Below are 15,088 nucleotides of genomic sequence, written 5' to 3'. Positions count from 1 at the left end.
TCGAACGTGTGTTCGAGTGTTTAGCCTCGCTCGCTGAGGTAGAGCTCGAACACCTCGTCCATCGTCAGCGCACGCCCGTAGAAGCGCACCTCGTCGACCCCGCCCGGCCAGAACCCGGTCGTGGCACCCGCTTTGCGCGCCGCACCGATCGTGAACCCGCCCGTGCCCTGCCACGGCGTGTTGACCGTGCCCGACCCGACGAGGCCGCCCGTGTCGTACAGGAAGGTCTCACCGAGCTCCGCGTCGTAGACACCGACCACGTGCGTCCACACACCGAACTCCGCGGGTACGGCGGCGACCGCGGACTTCGTGATCGGGGCCACGTCCGTGTCCGCCTCGGCAACCTCGAAGATCCAGTTGCCCAGGCTCTGCCGGTCCCTCACGAAGCCGAGCGAGAAGCGACTGCTGTGCTCGCCGTCGCCACTCACCGCGGCCAGCTTGCACTTGCGCTCGGGGCAGTTCGCCGCCAGGTTCACCCAGGCCGACACGGTGAAGCTGCGGCTGGTGTCGACCGCGAGCGGCGCGGACACCGTGCCACCGCCGAACACGAGGCCGCTGCCGGACTTGCCCGGCCCGAACGCGACGTTGCCCGACAACGTGCCGGACGCACCGGTCACCGCGTCGACGGTGGTGGCGCCGGACGCCTCGTCGAGCCGCCAGTGGCTCGCCAGCGGCGCGTCGGCCTGGACGGCGCCTGCCGTCAGGCACAGCGACATGACGGCAGCGGTCATCGCCAGAAGTACTCGCATCAGAATCCCCCAGGTAGAGCGGTCAGGCCGAACTCTAAGTCACCTGACCGGGAACACAAGAGAAAATCGGTGCGCGAAGGCGCGGTACGACCGTGCGTAGACGTCCGTCTTGTCGGCCACCCGCTCGCGTTCCTTCTTCAGCACCTCGCCGGCCGCGCCCGCGTTGCCGTTGAGCACGTGGACGATCGACAGCTTGCGCGCCCGCTCGAAGTCCAGCAACGACTCGGGCTTCGCGACGAGTTCGCGCGCCAGGGTGTCCCACTTCGCGTACTTGTCGATGTACGGCTTGCCGTGCTTGAGGAACGCACCGACCAGCGCCTCGGCCACCGGCGTGTGGTCGCCGCCGGGCTCGAACGTCCAGTGCCACACCGGTTTGTCGCCCATCAGGTGGCCGAGCGGGGCCGAGACGAGCGGCGTGGTCGCCGTGATGCCGAGCGTGCGGCACACCTCGTCGTAGCGGCGGAAGCAGACGCCGACCAGCGGGGTGACCTCGAGGCAGCCCGCGATGCCGAACCCCAGCCACCCGGACACGCCGTCACCGCGGTCCTGGAGCCAGACGTGGCCGCGGCGGACGAAGCCCGTTGAGCGCAGGGCGGTGTCCACGGCGACGAGCACGTCGGTTTTGGGGGAAGGCCTCACCGAGGACAGAGTGCCAGGGCCGGCGGGATCCCGCCTGTCAGCCCAGCAGGTGCAGCAGGTCGGCGGCGAGGGTCCGGACTTCGGCCCACTGCGCGGAGGTGGCCAGGGAGTCGGTGTGCCACACCGGCCCTGGGCCGCTCATGGCCTCGAGCAACGCGTCGATGCGTTCGCTCAGCGTCATGGCGGCGGGGTCGTCCGGGCAGAGGTGCTTCACGTCGTCGAACTCCAGGGCGAGCTCGTCGGCGGACGGGGCCGTGCCGATCGACCGCAGGTACTCGACCTGCTGTGAGGCGGGCATGGCCAGGTGGTGCACCGCGTCGCGGAAGCCGGTCATCGTGTCACGTCCAGGAACTCGAGCGCCTCGAACTCGGTCGCCGCCTGCCGCATCGCCTTGAAAACGCCCGCGTGCGTCGACGAAGCGAGGACGTTCCAGTCGTCGTCGCACTGCAGAAGACGCGTGCTCTGGCCAGAACCCGTCACCGCGAACGCGGTCGCAGGCGAGTTTCCCCTCCGCCGCTGCGCTGGTCCGACCAGGGCGAACTGGACCACTTCGGCGCCGTCCAGCTCACGCGGGGGCTGTCGCACTGGCGCCGGAAGGCCTGCGAGGTGCTTCTTGTAGTACGTGGACATGATCAGGCGGCCGTCGTCCAGCACCCTGCTGGACCCCGAGGACTGAGCCAGTTTGATCAGCTTGGTGCCCTCGAACAGGAGCATCACACCCGCGAATTCAGGGCCCGTGCGGGCGAACATCCTCAGCTGAGAATGACCAGCACCGTAGGTCCACGGCTGGAAGCTCAGGCCGGTACGCCACGGAAGCTCGTGCATTGCGATCCCCCAGAAATCAGTGCAGCACCGGCGCCAGGAACTTCGCCAGCGCCTCCACCGCCTCCGAGGGTACGTCGTCGAGATGCTCGGTGAGCTGCAGCAGCAGCCGCCCACCACCCAGATCGGACACCGAGAAACACGGCGCGGTCGAGCAGACCTGTTGCACACCACCCAAAGCAGCGACTTGACGCGGACCGAGCAGCGTGGCCCAATGCGGTCCACGGGACAGTTCCGCTGCCATGAAAAGGGATTCGTCGAGACCGACGCCCACGGACACCTCGTGCGCGGTGCGAACGCCGACTCGATCCAGCGTGATCCAGCCGCCCGAGGCGCGGACCAGGTCGGCGCCGGTGCGGAACATCGACAGCCAATCTTGTTGCACGGCATGCGAAATCCAGCCGCCGAACAACGAGCGCGACGCCACCACGACGACCTGGTGCGGGAAGGCCGGATCGTCTTTCAGCAACACTTCCGCGCACCAGCCGCCGTCGACCAGAGGCATGCCCTGGGAGTCGAGCTGGACGAGTTGCACGCGTAAGAACGAAGGCAGGTCCGAAAGTGCGGCCGACCACGACGAACGGGTGAACTCACCCGAAGAGAGCAGCAGGCGGGCATAACCCGGTGGGCCCCAAGGCGTTGTATCGGACGGCTGGTAGTCGCGCGCCACCGACACCAGCTCGGAGACCGAGGCCGGGCAGAGGGGCGCGAGCAGGTCGGTGAACAGGTTCCCGAACCAGGTGGCCAGCGAAGAGCGGTCGACGACGGAGAACGTGTCCAGCTCCAGGCGGACGACGTGCGGCGGCGACACAGGTCTCGGCAGCGTCAGATCTGTGCTCAAAGTGAGCGAACCCTATGACCTGCGCGAAAAAATCGTTAGGGGCCACTCTCGTGAAAGAATGACCCCTAACGGAGGAACGTCTAGCCGCGGGACTGGTAGTCGCGCAGCAGGCCGCGGGAGATGATCGTCTTCTGGATCTCCGAGGTGCCCTCGCCGATCAGCAGGAACGGGGCCTCGCGCATCAGGCGCTCGATCTCGTACTCCTTGGAGTAGCCGTAGCCGCCGTGGATGCGGAACGACTCCTGCGTCACCTCGGCGCAGTACTCGGACGCGATGAGCTTGGCCATGCCGGCCTCGACGTCGTTGCGCTGGCCCGAGTCCTTCAGCCGAGCCGCGTTCACCATCATCAGGTGCGCGGCCTCGACCTTGGTCGCCATCTCGGCGAGCTTGAAGGCGATGGCCTGGTGCTCCGCGATGGCCTTGCCGAACGTCCTGCGCTGCTGGGAGTACTCGATCGCGAGCTCGAAGGCGCGGATCGCGATGCCGCACGCGCGGGCGGCCACGTTCACGCGGCCCACCTCGACGCCGTCCATCATGTGGCGGAAGCCCTGACCGGACACGCCGCCGAGGATCTGCTCAGGAGCGATCTCGAAGCCGTCGAACACCATCTCGGTGGTGTCGACGCCCTTGTAGCCCATCTTGTCGATCTTGCCGGGAATCGTGAGGCCCGGCAGGACCTCGCCATAACCCTCGGGCTTCTCCACCAGGAACGTCGTGAGGTTCTGGTGCGCCTTCTCGGCGCCCTCGTCCGTCTTCACGAGAACCGCGGTCAGGTTCGACGTGCCACCGTTCGTCAGCCACATCTTCTGGCCGTTGATGGTGTAGCCGGAATCCCCGCGAACAGCCCGCGTGCGAATCGCCGCCACGTCGGAGCCGAGCTCGGGCTCCGACATCGAGAACGAGCCGCGCACCTCGCCGGCGGCCATGCGCGGCAGGTACTTCTGCTTCTGCTCGGGCGTGCCGTGCTGCTTGAGCATGTGCGCCACGATGAAGTGCGTGTTGATGACGCCGGAGACGCTCATCCAGCCGCGCGCGATCTGCTCGACGACGAGCGCGTAGGTCAGCAGGGACTCGCCGAGGCCGCCGTACTCCTCCGGGATCGTCAGGCCGAAGAGGCCCATCTCCTTCATGCCCTCGACGATGTCGGCGGGGTACGTGTCGCCGTGCTCCAGCGTCTGGGCGTGCGGAATGATCTCCTTGTCCACGAACGTGCGAACGGTCGCGAGGATTTCTTCCTGGATGTCCGTGAGACCCGCGGTCTGGGCGAGGCGCGCCATCGCACTTCCCTTCCAAGGCTTTGGTTACCGGCGAGTATGGACCGGTTAACGCCCGTTTGCGACCGGGGTGTGCTCTCCGCAACACAGTCCCGTCACCTGTACCGAGACAGCATCCCGGACGACGGCAATCACGCACCCACACGGCGCGAATTGGAAAGCTCCCCCTAAGATCCCTGCGCACTCGCACATTGGGGGGATCGATGACGTACGACCCGTACAACCAGGACCCGAAGGGCCAGCCCTACGGACAGCCGTACGGACAACAGCCCTACGGCCAGCCTCAGTACGGCCAGCAGCCCTACGGCCCGCAGTACGGCTACGGCGGCTACCCGCCCAAGCCGCTGGACACGCAGACGGCCATGATCGCCATGATCGCCTCGATCGCGGGCATCCTGTGCTGCGTCGGCTGGATCGTCGGGATCGTGATGGGCCACGTCGCCCTGTCGAAGATCAAGCGGGGCGAGGCGACGGGCAAGGGAATGGCGATCGCCGCCCTGTGCATCGGTTACGGCTTCATCGTGCTCTTGGTGCTGCTCTACTCGCTGGGCATCGGTGCGGCGATCTTGGAGAACGCGAACCGCTGATCAGCCCGCGAGGGCGATCTCCAGCGTGCCACCGCAGTGGCGGCAGACATCGGCGAACACGTGGACGTCTGCATCGCATCCCGGGCAGCTGCGGAAGCTGCGCTCGAGCAGGTCGTCCTCGCGGCGCTTGAAGAGCCGCAACCGTCTGCTCGCCTTACCGTTACTCGAACGTGACATGCCCACGAGCATGCACCCCACCCCGGGGCGCATCGCAAACTCCTGTCACTGATTGTGCGCCACTTCACCCGTTTTGAACGCAACCTGTGACGGTCGAACACGTCCAGTAATAGTTGGGGTGAAGTAGCGCACAATCCGTAACGGGATCAGTCCTCCGGCGGGGTCCAGATGTTCGAGCGCGACATACCCGCGGCACGACCCTTGCCCGAGATCACCAGAGCCATCTTCCGCGACGCCTCGTCGATCATCTCGTCGCCGAGCATCACCGCGCCGCGCTTGCCGCCCGCCTCGGACGTGAAGTAGGAGTACGCGTCGAGGATGTTCTCGGCGTGGTCGTAGTCGTCCTGCTTCGGGCTGAACACCTCGTTGGCCGCGTCGATCTGGCCGGGGTGCAGCACCCACTTGCCGTCGAAGCCCAGCGCCGCGGAACGGCCGGCGACGCGCTTGTAGCCGTCGACGTCGCGAATCTGCAGGTAGGGGCCGTCGATGGCCTGCTTGTCGTGCGCCCGCGCGGCCATCAGGATCCGCATCAGGATGTAGTGGTAGGCGTCGCCGACGTCGTAGCCGGGCGGTTGCTCACCGACCACGAGCGACTTCATGTTGATCGACGCCATGAAGTCCGCCGGGCCGAAGATGATCGTCTCGACGCGCGGGGACGCGGTGGCGATCGCGTTGACGTTGTTCAGTCCCAGCGCGTTCTCGATCTGCGCCTCGATGCCGATCTTGCCGACCTCATAGCCCATCGTCTTCTCGATCTGCGTGATCAGGAAGTCGAGCGCGACGATCTGCTCGGGCGTCTGCACCTTCGGCAGCATGATGCAGTCGAGGTTCGCACCGGCGCCCTCGACGACCTCGGTGACGTCGCGGTAGGTCCACTCCGTCGTCCAGTCGTTCACGCGCACGACGCGGGCCTTGTCGCCCCAGCCGCCTTCGTTCAGGGACGCGACGATCGTCTTGCGGGCGTCCGGCTTGGCCAGCGGCGCACAGGCGTCCTCCAGGTCCAGGAACACCTGGTCCGCCGGCAGCGTGCGCGCCTTGTCGATCATCTTCTGGCTCGAACCTGGAACCGCCAGACACGAGCGACGGGGACGCTGCTGGTCGACCACTGGAGTACCTCCTCGTACCGGCCGGTAACTATGTGCGCCACAGTGGCACGCATCATCTCCGGGCGCATATTCGCTGAGTCCCGTTTCACAAACCCTGGCACGCTGAACCGGTGGAGATCACTCGAGTACTGGACGCGGCGCTGCGAAAGGCAGCCGCCGTCTGGATCAGCTCCCCCGGCCACGAACCCCGTCTCGTGCACGCGCACTGGCGTGACGACGCGCTGTGGGTCATCACCGGCGGCAGCGAACAGCAGGTGCCGGGGTTGACCGACCAGGCGCAGGTCACCGTCACCGTGCGCTCCCCGAGCACGCATTCGCACCTCATCGACGCCCAGGCCGTGGCGACGCTGACCGAGCCCGACGAGGAGACGACGCAGGCGCTGAAGACCGCGCGCCTGAACACCGAACCGGAGTGGGAAGCCGTGTACCGCCTGGAGTTCAGCGCATGATCACCGTCCCCGAAGGCTTCGGGAGAGTTCTCGGCGACCGCGCGGACGAGTGGGTGGCCTCGCTGCCGAAGCTGGCCACGAAGGCGTGCTCGCGGTGGCGCCTCACCCCGGACGGTCCTCTGCTGAACGGGATGTGCGCCATCGTCCTCCCGGTCCGGCAGGCCGACGGGCACCCGGCGGCGCTCAAGATCACCTGGGTCGGCAGCGAGACCGAGAACGAACCACTGGCTCTGCGCCTCTACGACGGGGAGGGTGCGGTCCGGCTGCTCGACCACGACGAGGAGCTCGGCGCGCTGCTGCTCGAACGCCTCGACCACACCCGCTCGCTGAACCACGAGCCGATCGAGACGGCCGTCGACGTGATCGGCTCGATGCTGCGGCGCCATCGCGACCTGAAGGCTCCCGACGAGATCCGCAGGTTCGAAGGTGAGCTGCGCGATCACCCGGCGATACCGCGCAAACTGCTCGACGCCGCACGTGACGTTGCTGACAACAGGCCCATGGGCACCACCCTGGTGAACGAGGACCTGCACTACGAGAACGTGCTGCACGGCGACCGCGAACCATGGCTGATGATCGACCCGAAGCCGCTCTCGGGTGATCGTGAGTACGGCATGATCCCGTTGCTGTGGAACAGGTTCGACGAGCTGGAGGGTCGCAGAGGGCTGAACGACCGGTTCCTCGCGCTGTGCGACGCCGGTGAGCTGGACGTCGCGAAGGCGCGGGACTGGACGTTCTACCGCGCGATCGCGAACTGGATTTGGTGTCTGGAAGAGGACTTGGAGGATCTAGCGGTGATCTGCGCCGAGATCGCCGGGTGGGCGGCCAGAACCTGATCTAGCCTGGACGTTGTGGTGGCTGTGAACCGGGTTTACATCGCTCAGCTGGCCGGACTTCCCGTCTTCGGCCCCGACGGCGAACCGATCGGCAAGGCCCGCGACGTCGTGATCAGTCTCCGGATCGACCGCCAGCCGCCCCGCGTGCTGGGCATGGTCGTGGAACTGGTGACCCGCCGCCGGATCTTCGTACCGATGCTGCGGCTCACCTCGGTCGAGCCGAACGCCGTGACGCTCGCGACCGGCTCGGTGAACCTGCGGCCGTTCCACCAGCGCGTCAACGAGGTGCTGGTGATCGGCGAGGTGCTCGACGCCAAGATCCAGCTGGAGGACGGCAGCACGGCGGTCGTCGTGGACGCCGCGATGGAGCTGACCCGCACCCGCGACTGGCGGATGATCAAGGTGGCGGCGCGGCAGCGCACCGGCAGGTTCGGCTTCAAGGGCCCGACCCAGGTGTTCCGCTGGGAGGACGTCGGCGGCCTGAGCGTCAACGAGATCGCGGGCCAGCCGCAGGGCGCACAACAGCTCGTCGCGGTCTTCGAGGGCATGCGCGCCGCCGACGTGGCCCACGCACTGCACGAGCTGCCGGCGAAGCGCCGGCACGAGGTCGCGGATGCTCTGGACGACGAGCGGCTCGCGGACGTCATCGAAGAACTGTCCGAAGAGGACCAGAAGGACATCCTGTCGCACCTGGACGAGGAACGGGCCGCGGACATCCTGGAGGCGATGAACCCGGACGACGCGGCCGACCTGCTGGGCGAACTGTCCGAGGGCACCAAGGATCGACTCCTGGAGCTGATGGAACCCGAGGAGTCCGCACCGGTCCGGCGCCTGCTGGAGTACTCGTTCGACACCGCCGGCGGTCTCATGACTCCGGAGCCGATCATCCTCACGCCGGACGCGACGATCGCGGAAGCGTTGGCACGAGTGCGAAATCCCGACCTGACTCCTGCTCTGGCGTCCATGGTCTTCGTGTGCCGTTCGCCCTCCGCGACTCCGACCGGGCGGTACCTGGGGTGCGTGCACATCCAACGACTGCTGCGCGAACCGCCGTCCGATCTGGTCGCCGGCGTGCTCGACACGTCGCTCGTGCGCCTGCCCCCGGACGCTTCGCTGAGCGACGTCACCCGCTACTTCGCCACCTACAACCTGGTGTGCGCCCCGGTCACCGACGAAGCCGAGCACCTGCTCGGCGCGGTGACCGTGGACGACGTGCTGGACCACCTGCTGCCGGCCAACTGGCGCGAGACGGGACTGAGCCATGCCTGAACTGCTGCCGCGGCGCAGACTCGACCAACCGCGCGAGCCACGTGGCTTCCGCCTCTCGATCGACCCGGACTCGTTCGGGCAGTTCTCCGAACGGCTCGCGCGGTTCCTCGGGACCGGGAAGTTCCTGTTCTGGCAGACGCTGATCGTCATCGCGTGGATCGTGCTGAACCTCTTCGCGGTGACCCTGCAATGGGACCCGTACCCGTTCATCCTGCTGAACCTGGCGTTCTCGACGCAGGCTGCTTACGCGGCGCCGCTGATCCTGCTGGCGCAGAACCGGCAGGACGACCGGGACCGGGTGTCGCTGGAGGAGGACCGGACTCGGGCGGCGCAGACCAAGGCGGACACCGAGTACCTGGCGCGGGAGCTGGCGGCGGTGCGGCTGGCGCTCGGTGAGGTGGCGACGCGCGACTTCATCCGGGGTGAGCTGGAGAAGCTGGTGAAGGAGCAGAACAACACCCGCAAGGTGCGCCCGTGACGGTCGAGGAGTTCCGGGACCTGGTCGCGTTGTGGCACCTGGGCGAGAGGTCTGATGGCGACGTGGTGCTCGCCGCCTGCGACCTGGTGGTCGCGGGGATCGACGGTCCTGGGGTGAGCGCGCTCGCCGGAGTCTCGTTGCGCCGCCCGTGGGACGAGATCCAGCCGCTGCTGGGAGACGCTCTGCTGGAGCTCGGCCTGGATCACCACGAGCACAACAGCAACGAAGGCAAGGCGCTGGGCTTGCGGCTGATGGCCCGGCGGACGCTCGCCGGAGAGCTGTCAGCGCGAGAGCTGGCCGCGTGGGTGCACGACAGGTTCGGGCACGGCCTTCCCGCGGCAGAGGAGCTGGCGCGGCTCGATGACGAGTACGACATCTTGGAGTACGACGACCGCGCGACGACCGATGTGGACGAACAGGTGATGGCGGAAGTGCGCCGGATCACGTCCTGATCTGTCCACTCGCGACCAGGTCTGACAGGACCTCGTGGATCGCGGGCGCTGTCTCCACGTGCGACCGGTACTCGTCGCGCGTCACGTAGGTCAGCTCGGCGATCTCGCTCGTCGGCTGCGGCACACCCAGCAACTGAGCGGTGAAACACGTCATGTCGACGATCGCCCCCTCGCCCTCGCCGTACGCGGGTGCGACGTAGCGCTTCAGCACGGCCGGGTCCTCCAACGAGATCCCGAGCTCCTCCCGCACCTCCCGGCGGAGGGCGTCCGCAGGGGACTCGCCGGCCTCGATCTTGCCGCCGGGAAGGTAGAAGGCCTTCTTGTTGCGTGAGCGCACAACGAGGAGGCGGCCAGCCTCGACGTGCACAAGTCCCACCACGGTGATCACGGATAGAGGTCGTCCGCTGCGAGTCGATCACACGTGCGGCCGAAGGCCTCGAGCTCTCCGGGCCCGAAGCTCTCCCCGAAGTGCTCGGCGACGCCGGCCAGGTGGGTGGCGGACGCGCTGCGCAGGCGTTCGGCACCGAGCGGTGTGAGCACGGCCACGATGCCGCGTCCATCACCGTCGGCGCGTTCGCGTCCGACGAGCCCAGCACGTTCCAAACGGTCCACCAGGCGGGTCACGCCTGAACGGGACAGCAGGACGGCATCGGCGAGTTCGGTCATGCGCATGCGCATGGAAGGCGTCTCGGCCAGTTGAACCAGCACGTCGTACGCCGCGAGCGAAAGGCGCTGCTCAGCAATCAGTTCGGCCTCGAGGACCCTCGTGATCCGTGCATGCGCGCGGAGGAACGATCGCCACACCCCTAGCTCGACACGGGTGGGCAACCGGGAACTACCCGATTCCGGCACGGACGTCGATGTTACGGACAGCTCCGGCCCCGCTACGACCTGGGCCTGTGCTCTCAAGTGACCGGCCGGTAGTACAGGCGTGCGGCGGACGTAGCATGGCCGGGTGACCACCACGCAGCCCCTCCCCACCGTCGAGGACGTCCGCAAGGCGCTCGCCGGTGTGCAGGACCCCGAGATCCGCCGCCCGATCACCGAGATCGGCATGGTCAAGGACGTCGAGGTGGGCTCCGACGGCGCTGTGGTCGTGGGCGTGTTCCTGACGGTCGCGGGCTGCCCGATGCGCGACAAGATCACCAAGGACGTCACCGCGGCGGTTCAGGCGTTGGACGGCGTCTCGTCCGTGCGGGTCGATCTGGACGTGATGAGCGACGCCCAGCGCACCGAGCTCCGCAAGACCCTGCGCGGCGGCACCGAGGAGCCGGTCATCCCGTTCGCCCAGCCGGGCTCGCTGACGCGCGTGTACTGCGTCGCGTCCGGCAAGGGCGGCGTCGGCAAGTCCTCGGTCACCGTGAACCTCGCCGTGTCGATGGCGGCGCGCGGCCTGTCGGTCGGCATCGTCGACGCGGACATCTACGGCCACTCGATCCCGCGCATGCTGGGCGCCGACGGCAAGCCCACCCAGGTCGAGAAGATGATCATGCCGCCCCAGGCGCACGGCGTGAAGGTCATCTCGATCGGCATGTTCACGCCGGGCAACACCCCGGTCGTGTGGCGCGGCCCGATGCTGCACCGCGCGCTGCAGCAGTTCCTCGCGGACGTGTTCTGGGGCGACCTGGACGTGCTGTTGATCGACCTGCCGCCCGGCACCGGCGACATCGCGATCTCGGTCGCCCAGCTCGTGCCGAACGCCGAGATCCTGGTCGTCACCACCCCGCAGCAGGCTGCTGCCGAGGTGGCCGAGCGTGCCGGGTCGATCGCGCTGCAGACCCGTCAGCGGGTCTCGGGTGTCATCGAGAACATGTCGTGGCTGGAGATGCCCGACGGTTCGCGCATGGAGGTCTTCGGCACCGGTGGCGGCGCGGCCGTCGCGGAGTCGCTGACCAAGGCCATCGGGTCCGAGGTGCCGCTGCTCGGCCAGGTGCCGCTCGACCCGCGCCTGCGGGAGAACGGCGACTCGGGCACGCCGATCGTGCAGGCGGTGCCGGACTCGGCAGCCGCTCAGGTGCTGAACGAGGTGGCGAAGAAGCTGACCGTGAAGTCGCGCGGCCTGGCGGGGCGTCTGCTGAACGTCTCCCCCGCGGGCCGCTAGGCAGAAAACCATGAACGGCGCTTTTGTGGACCTGAGGTCCACAAAAGCGCCGTTCATGGTTTGTCAGGTGGCGTCTGGGTCGTACGGCGGGCGCTCGCCCGGCGCGAGCGGCCGCTGCTCCGGCGCGGGCGGTGTGGACGGCGTCGGGTAGCCGTTCGACTTGGTCGTGGGCTCCGGGTCGTCGAACAGGTGCTTGGTCACCGCGCGCTTCGGGTCGAAGTTGCGCAGCTCGCGCAGGTCCTCGAGAGGCTTGCGGAGTGACTCGAACTCCGGCCCCATCTCCTGCTTGAGCTGCTCGCGCGCGCCGGTGGCGTACTCGCGGACCTGGCGCACGGTCTTGCCGAGCCAGGCTGCCGCGGACGGCAGGCGTTCGGGCCCCAGGATGAAGAGACCCGCGACGACGATGATGAGGATCTCGGCCCATCCGATGCTGTCGAACACGGGTCCCAGCCTACTTGTCAGTCGCTCTTGAGGGTTACGTCGAGTTTGAGCTCTCGGCCCTGGCGGGCGAGCACTACCTGCACCGTTTGCCCGATCTCGTGCTCGCGAACGGCCACCACGAGCTCGGCGGCGTTGCGGACCATGCGGTCGCCGACCTTGGTGATCACGTCACCCTCCTGGATGCCGGCCGCCGCGGCAGCCCCACCAGCCGGGACGTTCTGCACCTGGGCGCCCTCGGAGGTCTCCGCGGACACGGACTTGACGTTGACGTTCATGTCCGCGTGCTTGACCTGACCGCTGCGGATCAGCTCCTGGCTGATCTTGCGGGCCTGCTTGCCGGAGATCGCGAACCCGAGACCGACCGAACCGCCGGTCTCGGTGCGGATCGACGAGTTGATGCCGACCAGGGCGCCGCGCGAGTCGACCAGCGCGCCGCCCGAGTTGCCGGGGTTGATGGCCGCGTCGGTCTGGATCGCGTCGTAGGTGACCTGGGGGCCGCCGTTCTCGCCCGCCGCCGTCACCGGGCGGTGCAGTGCGGAGACGATGCCCTCGGTGACGGTGTTGGACAGCTGCAGCGGCGAGCCGATGGCGATCACACTGTCGCCGACCTGGAGCTCGTCGGAGTTGCCGAACTGCAGGACGGTCGGGTTGGTGACCTCGACCTTGATCACGGCGAGGTCGGTCTTCGGGTCGCGGCCGACGACGCGGGCCTGAGCTCGTGTGCCGTCGGTGAAGACGGCGCTGAGCTTGGCCGACGAGTCCTGCGCCGCGGGGGCGACCACGTGGTCGTTGGTCAGGATGTAGCCGCCGGCCTCGATGACGACACCGGAGCCGACGCCCGCGACGTTCGTGCCCTTGAACTCGATGGACACCACGCTGGGTGTCACGCGCTTGGCGATGTCGGAGATCGAACCGGCGGGGCGTTCCTTGCCCTGCTCGATCTCGGCCAACGTCACCGTCGAGTCGGTCAGCGGGTTGCCCGCGCGGCCGATCAGCCAGCCCACGAGGCCACCTGCGGCACCGACGAGCAGCGCGACCACGACTAGCAACGTCAGGGCGGCCGGCTTCACGCGACGGCCGAAGATCAGTTCCGGAACGCTCAGCTGCGGACCCGGTGCGGGCTTCGCCTCGGACTCGCCGGGCGGGTCCTCACCCACGGCGGGCGGACCGATCACGGCACCGGAAGCGGGGTCGCGCCACGGGTCACCGGCGGGCTTGTCACCCCAGAAGACGGGGTCGATGTCCGGGTCCGGGTCGGAAACGGGCTGCGGCGGGCGCTGCAACAGTTCCTGCGAGCCCTGGCGGCCGAACGCGGTGACCAGCGACTCGGGAGGCGGTGGCGCCGACTCGACGGGAGGAACGGGCACGTCGCGCGCGGCGAACGCGGTGTCGACACCGTCCGGGCGACCGAAGGCGGAGGCGTACGCGGGGTCGACCGGCGGCTGCACCAGGGGCCGTGGCCGGAGCCTGCGATGCGCTCCGTCGTCCACTCCGGAAACGGGCGTGGGCATCTGGCCGTTGGGCGACTGCTGGCTCATCTCTCCCCGGATTTTTCGCTAGGAGTGCTGAACTACAGCGTGCCTCACGAACGGTGAAATGACTGTCAGGGGGTGGTCGCGAAGACCGCGCGGGCGTTCTGCGGCACGGACGGCGAGGCAGGCGCGTCGCTGTCCGGCGACGTGAACGCGAGCGCGCCGAGCAGCATGCCGCTCACCACGACACCAGCACCCTGGCGCGCGCGACGGCCGCTGAACCAGCCGTTGCTGCCCAGAGGTCTGGAAGAGCCGAGCACCGGACCGGACCCGAACGCGGGCTTGTCGGTGCGCTGCACGGCGACGAACTGTCCGTCCTCGGTGATCGCGAGCCCGTCCGGAGCGGACGGCAGGTCGACCTCCTGCGGGATGGCACCGAGCCTGTCCAGCAACGACGCGGACGCCGTCGGCGCAGCAGCAGTGCGCACAGCCGCGCGCGCCTGCTGCTGGGTGTAGGTCTCGAAGGCGCAGAAGCCGCAGCGCTGGATGTGCGCTGAAGCTCGCTCGTGGGCGACCGAGGACAGTTCTCCGTCCACGAACGCGACCACGGCATCCGGCAAGAGATGCTGCTCAGGCAGGCCCCAACCACGGAGGTCGGTCATGCAGAGTCCTCCAGCAACGATTCCCGACGACGACGTTCGAGCGCGACCTTCAGAGCCTGGCGGCCCCGATGGATCCTGCTCCTCACGGTACCCATCTTCACCCCGAGCGTGGCGCCGATCTCCTCGTAGGAAAGGCCTTCCACGTCGCACAGGACCACAGCGGCGCGGAACTCCGGCGGGAGCTCGTCCAGCGCGGCCTGCAGATCGGGATCCAGGTGGTTCTCGTCGTAGATCTCCTCGGGGGACAGGTCGTCACCCTCGAGGCGGTCGTTGTCCTCGGGCAGCGCCTCCATGCGCACGCGAGAACGCCTGCGTGCCATGTCGAGGAAGAGGTTGGTGGTGATGCGGTGCAGCCACCCCTCGAAGGTGCCCGGCTTGTACGACGCCAGCGACCGGAAGACGCGGATGAACGTCTCCTGCGTCAGGTCCTCGGCATCGTGCTGATTGCCGGTCAAGCGGTACGCGAGCCGGTAGACGCGATCCGCGTGCTCGCGGACGATGGAGTCCCACGAGGGCGGCGTCCAGTCGGCCGTCTCGATGGGCGCGACGGCCTCCGGCGAACTCGACTGCGTGCGCATCAGGTGTTTCGGCACCTCCATGTGGGCCGCCCGGCGACCCTTATGCGGCTCAACGGGCGACGGGTCCGGCTTGTTCCCGACTAGAGCCTGGCTTCTTGCCTCTGTACCTTCTCCTGCTCCCTTTAAACGATCGTGAGAGTGGGCTGAGAGCATCC

General features: G+C 68.0%; 21 protein-coding genes. 7 read left to right on the top strand and 14 right to left on the bottom strand.

The features are described from left to right. Positions 1–20: 20 nt before the first annotated feature. The 6 genes from UK23_RS18110 to UK23_RS18085 all read right to left on the bottom strand — a co-directional run bounded on the left by UK23_RS18110 (position 21) and on the right by UK23_RS18085 (position 4,328). Positions 21–749: a LamG domain-containing protein gene (locus tag UK23_RS18110; RefSeq protein ID WP_082114755.1), complete on the bottom strand. Its 729-nt coding sequence runs from the start codon at positions 747–749 to the stop codon at positions 21–23. A 39-nt stretch (positions 750–788) separates the two neighbouring features. Next, positions 789–1,388 carry a hypothetical protein gene (locus tag UK23_RS18105; protein WP_156213198.1) on the bottom strand — a complete coding sequence of 200 codons (600 nt, stop codon included), beginning with the start codon at positions 1,386–1,388 and terminating at the stop codon, positions 789–791. A 37-nt stretch (positions 1,389–1,425) separates the two neighbouring features. After that, the gene (locus tag UK23_RS18100) at positions 1,426–1,722 is read right to left on the bottom strand and encodes a hypothetical protein (protein WP_045312729.1); all 297 of its coding nucleotides are present in this window, start codon (positions 1,720–1,722) and stop codon (positions 1,426–1,428) included. Continuing rightward, positions 1,719–2,213 (bottom strand): hypothetical protein, encoded by a 495-nt coding sequence (locus tag UK23_RS18095; protein WP_045312728.1) that lies wholly within the window; start codon positions 2,211–2,213, stop codon positions 1,719–1,721. The genes UK23_RS18100 and UK23_RS18095 overlap by 4 nt, the downstream gene beginning before the upstream one ends. A 16-nt stretch (positions 2,214–2,229) precedes the next feature. Continuing rightward, positions 2,230–3,051 (bottom strand): hypothetical protein, encoded by an 822-nt coding sequence (locus UK23_RS18090; protein ID WP_156213197.1) that lies wholly within the window; start codon positions 3,049–3,051, stop codon positions 2,230–2,232. 80 nt (positions 3,052–3,131) lie between these two features. Beyond that, positions 3,132–4,328 (bottom strand): acyl-CoA dehydrogenase family protein, encoded by a 1,197-nt coding sequence (locus UK23_RS18085; protein WP_045312726.1) that lies wholly within the window; start codon positions 4,326–4,328, stop codon positions 3,132–3,134. 200 nt (positions 4,329–4,528) lie between these two features. Between UK23_RS18085 and UK23_RS18080 the strand changes: the two genes are divergently transcribed. Continuing rightward, positions 4,529–4,912, top strand: coding sequence for a DUF4190 domain-containing protein (locus UK23_RS18080; protein WP_045312725.1), 384 nt, complete (start codon positions 4,529–4,531; stop codon positions 4,910–4,912). Here UK23_RS18080 and UK23_RS18075 read toward each other — a convergent pair whose 3' ends face one another. Both UK23_RS18075 and UK23_RS18070 read right to left on the bottom strand, forming a co-directional pair. Further along, positions 4,913–5,089, bottom strand: coding sequence for a hypothetical protein (locus tag UK23_RS18075; RefSeq protein ID WP_156213196.1), 177 nt, complete (start codon positions 5,087–5,089; stop codon positions 4,913–4,915). 146 nt (positions 5,090–5,235) lie between these two features. After that, positions 5,236–6,195 carry an HpcH/HpaI aldolase/citrate lyase family protein gene (locus tag UK23_RS18070; protein ID WP_045312723.1) on the bottom strand — a complete coding sequence of 320 codons (960 nt, stop codon included), beginning with the start codon at positions 6,193–6,195 and terminating at the stop codon, positions 5,236–5,238. A gap of 110 nt (positions 6,196–6,305) precedes the next feature. Here UK23_RS18070 and UK23_RS18065 point away from each other — a divergent pair, with 110 nt between their 5' ends. From UK23_RS18065 to UK23_RS18045, 5 genes are read left to right on the top strand one after another with little or no spacing between them, the layout of a single operon-like run. Next, positions 6,306–6,644 (top strand): hypothetical protein, encoded by a 339-nt coding sequence (locus UK23_RS18065; protein WP_231114554.1) that lies wholly within the window; start codon positions 6,306–6,308, stop codon positions 6,642–6,644. Beyond that, the gene (locus UK23_RS18060) at positions 6,641–7,480 is read left to right on the top strand and encodes an aminoglycoside phosphotransferase family protein (protein WP_045312722.1); all 840 of its coding nucleotides are present in this window, start codon (positions 6,641–6,643) and stop codon (positions 7,478–7,480) included. Before UK23_RS18065 ends, UK23_RS18060 begins: the two co-directional genes overlap by 4 nt. Before the next feature lie 15 nt (positions 7,481–7,495). Next, positions 7,496–8,749: a magnesium transporter MgtE N-terminal domain-containing protein gene (locus tag UK23_RS18055; RefSeq protein ID WP_045312721.1), complete on the top strand. Its 1,254-nt coding sequence runs from the start codon at positions 7,496–7,498 to the stop codon at positions 8,747–8,749. Continuing rightward, on the top strand, positions 8,742–9,227 hold the full coding sequence (locus tag UK23_RS18050) for a DUF1003 domain-containing protein (protein ID WP_045312720.1): 486 nt from the start codon (positions 8,742–8,744) through the stop codon (positions 9,225–9,227). The genes UK23_RS18055 and UK23_RS18050 overlap by 8 nt, the downstream gene beginning before the upstream one ends. Then, positions 9,224–9,679: a hypothetical protein gene (locus UK23_RS18045; RefSeq protein WP_052684777.1), complete on the top strand. Its 456-nt coding sequence runs from the start codon at positions 9,224–9,226 to the stop codon at positions 9,677–9,679. Before UK23_RS18050 ends, UK23_RS18045 begins: the two co-directional genes overlap by 4 nt. On the opposite strand, the gene UK23_RS18040 is transcribed toward UK23_RS18045, so the two are convergent. Together UK23_RS18040 and UK23_RS18035 are read right to left on the bottom strand one after the other, a co-directional pair. Continuing rightward, entirely contained in the window at positions 9,669–10,067 is a 399-nt protein-coding gene (locus UK23_RS18040; protein WP_045312719.1) for an NUDIX hydrolase, read from the bottom strand. The genes UK23_RS18045 and UK23_RS18040 overlap by 11 nt on opposite strands. After that, positions 10,064–10,531, bottom strand: a complete 468-nt coding sequence (locus UK23_RS18035) for a MarR family winged helix-turn-helix transcriptional regulator (protein ID WP_045312718.1) — start codon at positions 10,529–10,531, stop codon at positions 10,064–10,066. Before UK23_RS18035 ends, UK23_RS18040 begins: the two co-directional genes overlap by 4 nt. Before the next feature lie 103 nt (positions 10,532–10,634). On the opposite strand from UK23_RS18035, the gene UK23_RS18030 reads away from it, so the two are divergent. Further along, the gene (locus tag UK23_RS18030; RefSeq protein ID WP_045312717.1) at positions 10,635–11,780 is read left to right on the top strand and encodes an Mrp/NBP35 family ATP-binding protein; all 1,146 of its coding nucleotides are present in this window, start codon (positions 10,635–10,637) and stop codon (positions 11,778–11,780) included. Positions 11,781–11,843: 63 nt separating this feature from the next. On the opposite strand, the gene tatB is transcribed toward UK23_RS18030, so the two are convergent. The 4 genes from tatB to sigE all read right to left on the bottom strand — a co-directional run bounded on the left by tatB (position 11,844) and on the right by sigE (position 14,933). Then, positions 11,844–12,221 carry a Sec-independent protein translocase protein TatB gene (gene tatB, locus UK23_RS18025; protein WP_045312716.1) on the bottom strand — a complete coding sequence of 126 codons (378 nt, stop codon included), beginning with the start codon at positions 12,219–12,221 and terminating at the stop codon, positions 11,844–11,846. Between the two features lie 17 nt (positions 12,222–12,238). Continuing rightward, positions 12,239–13,759 carry a S1C family serine protease gene (locus UK23_RS18020; RefSeq protein WP_045312715.1) on the bottom strand — a complete coding sequence of 507 codons (1,521 nt, stop codon included), beginning with the start codon at positions 13,757–13,759 and terminating at the stop codon, positions 12,239–12,241. 65 nt (positions 13,760–13,824) lie between these two features. Further along, positions 13,825–14,355 carry a hypothetical protein gene (locus UK23_RS18015; RefSeq protein ID WP_045312714.1) on the bottom strand — a complete coding sequence of 177 codons (531 nt, stop codon included), beginning with the start codon at positions 14,353–14,355 and terminating at the stop codon, positions 13,825–13,827. Next, on the bottom strand, positions 14,352–14,933 hold the full coding sequence (sigE, locus tag UK23_RS18010) for an RNA polymerase sigma factor SigE (protein ID WP_112271480.1): 582 nt from the start codon (positions 14,931–14,933) through the stop codon (positions 14,352–14,354). Before sigE ends, UK23_RS18015 begins: the two co-directional genes overlap by 4 nt. Positions 14,934–15,088: the final 155 nt, after the last annotated feature.

The organism is Lentzea aerocolonigenes, from assembly GCF_000955955.1.
Taxonomy (GTDB): Bacteria; Actinomycetota; Actinomycetes; order Mycobacteriales; family Pseudonocardiaceae; genus Lentzea; species Lentzea aerocolonigenes_A.
The sequence above is the reverse complement of the archived record's forward strand: the minus strand, read 5'-3'. Positions and strand labels throughout refer to the sequence as shown.

Excerpts from the sequence above, each read along its gene's own strand:
- UK23_RS18075 (WP_156213196.1), bottom strand. The coding sequence starts at position 5,089 with ATGTCACGTTCGAGTAACGGTAAGGCGAGCAGACGGTTGCGGCTCTTC.
- UK23_RS18080 (WP_045312725.1), top strand. The coding sequence starts at position 4,529 with ATGACGTACGACCCGTACAACCAGGACCCGAAGGGCCAGCCCTACGGA.
- UK23_RS18060 (WP_045312722.1), top strand. The coding sequence starts at position 6,641 with ATGATCACCGTCCCCGAAGGCTTCGGGAGAGTTCTCGGCGACCGCGCG.
- UK23_RS18015 (WP_045312714.1), bottom strand. The coding sequence starts at position 14,355 with ATGACCGACCTCCGTGGTTGGGGCCTGCCTGAGCAGCATCTCTTGCCG.
- UK23_RS18095 (WP_045312728.1), bottom strand. The coding sequence starts at position 2,213 with ATGCACGAGCTTCCGTGGCGTACCGGCCTGAGCTTCCAGCCGTGGACC.
- UK23_RS18100 (WP_045312729.1), bottom strand. The coding sequence starts at position 1,722 with ATGACCGGCTTCCGCGACGCGGTGCACCACCTGGCCATGCCCGCCTCA.
- UK23_RS18020 (WP_045312715.1), bottom strand. The coding sequence starts at position 13,759 with ATGAGCCAGCAGTCGCCCAACGGCCAGATGCCCACGCCCGTTTCCGGA.
- UK23_RS18050 (WP_045312720.1), top strand. The coding sequence starts at position 8,742 with ATGCCTGAACTGCTGCCGCGGCGCAGACTCGACCAACCGCGCGAGCCA.
- UK23_RS18085 (WP_045312726.1), bottom strand. The coding sequence starts at position 4,328 with ATGGCGCGCCTCGCCCAGACCGCGGGTCTCACGGACATCCAGGAAGAA.
- UK23_RS18110 (WP_082114755.1), bottom strand. The coding sequence starts at position 749 with ATGCGAGTACTTCTGGCGATGACCGCTGCCGTCATGTCGCTGTGCCTG.
- sigE (WP_112271480.1), bottom strand. The coding sequence starts at position 14,933 with ATGCGCACGCAGTCGAGTTCGCCGGAGGCCGTCGCGCCCATCGAGACG.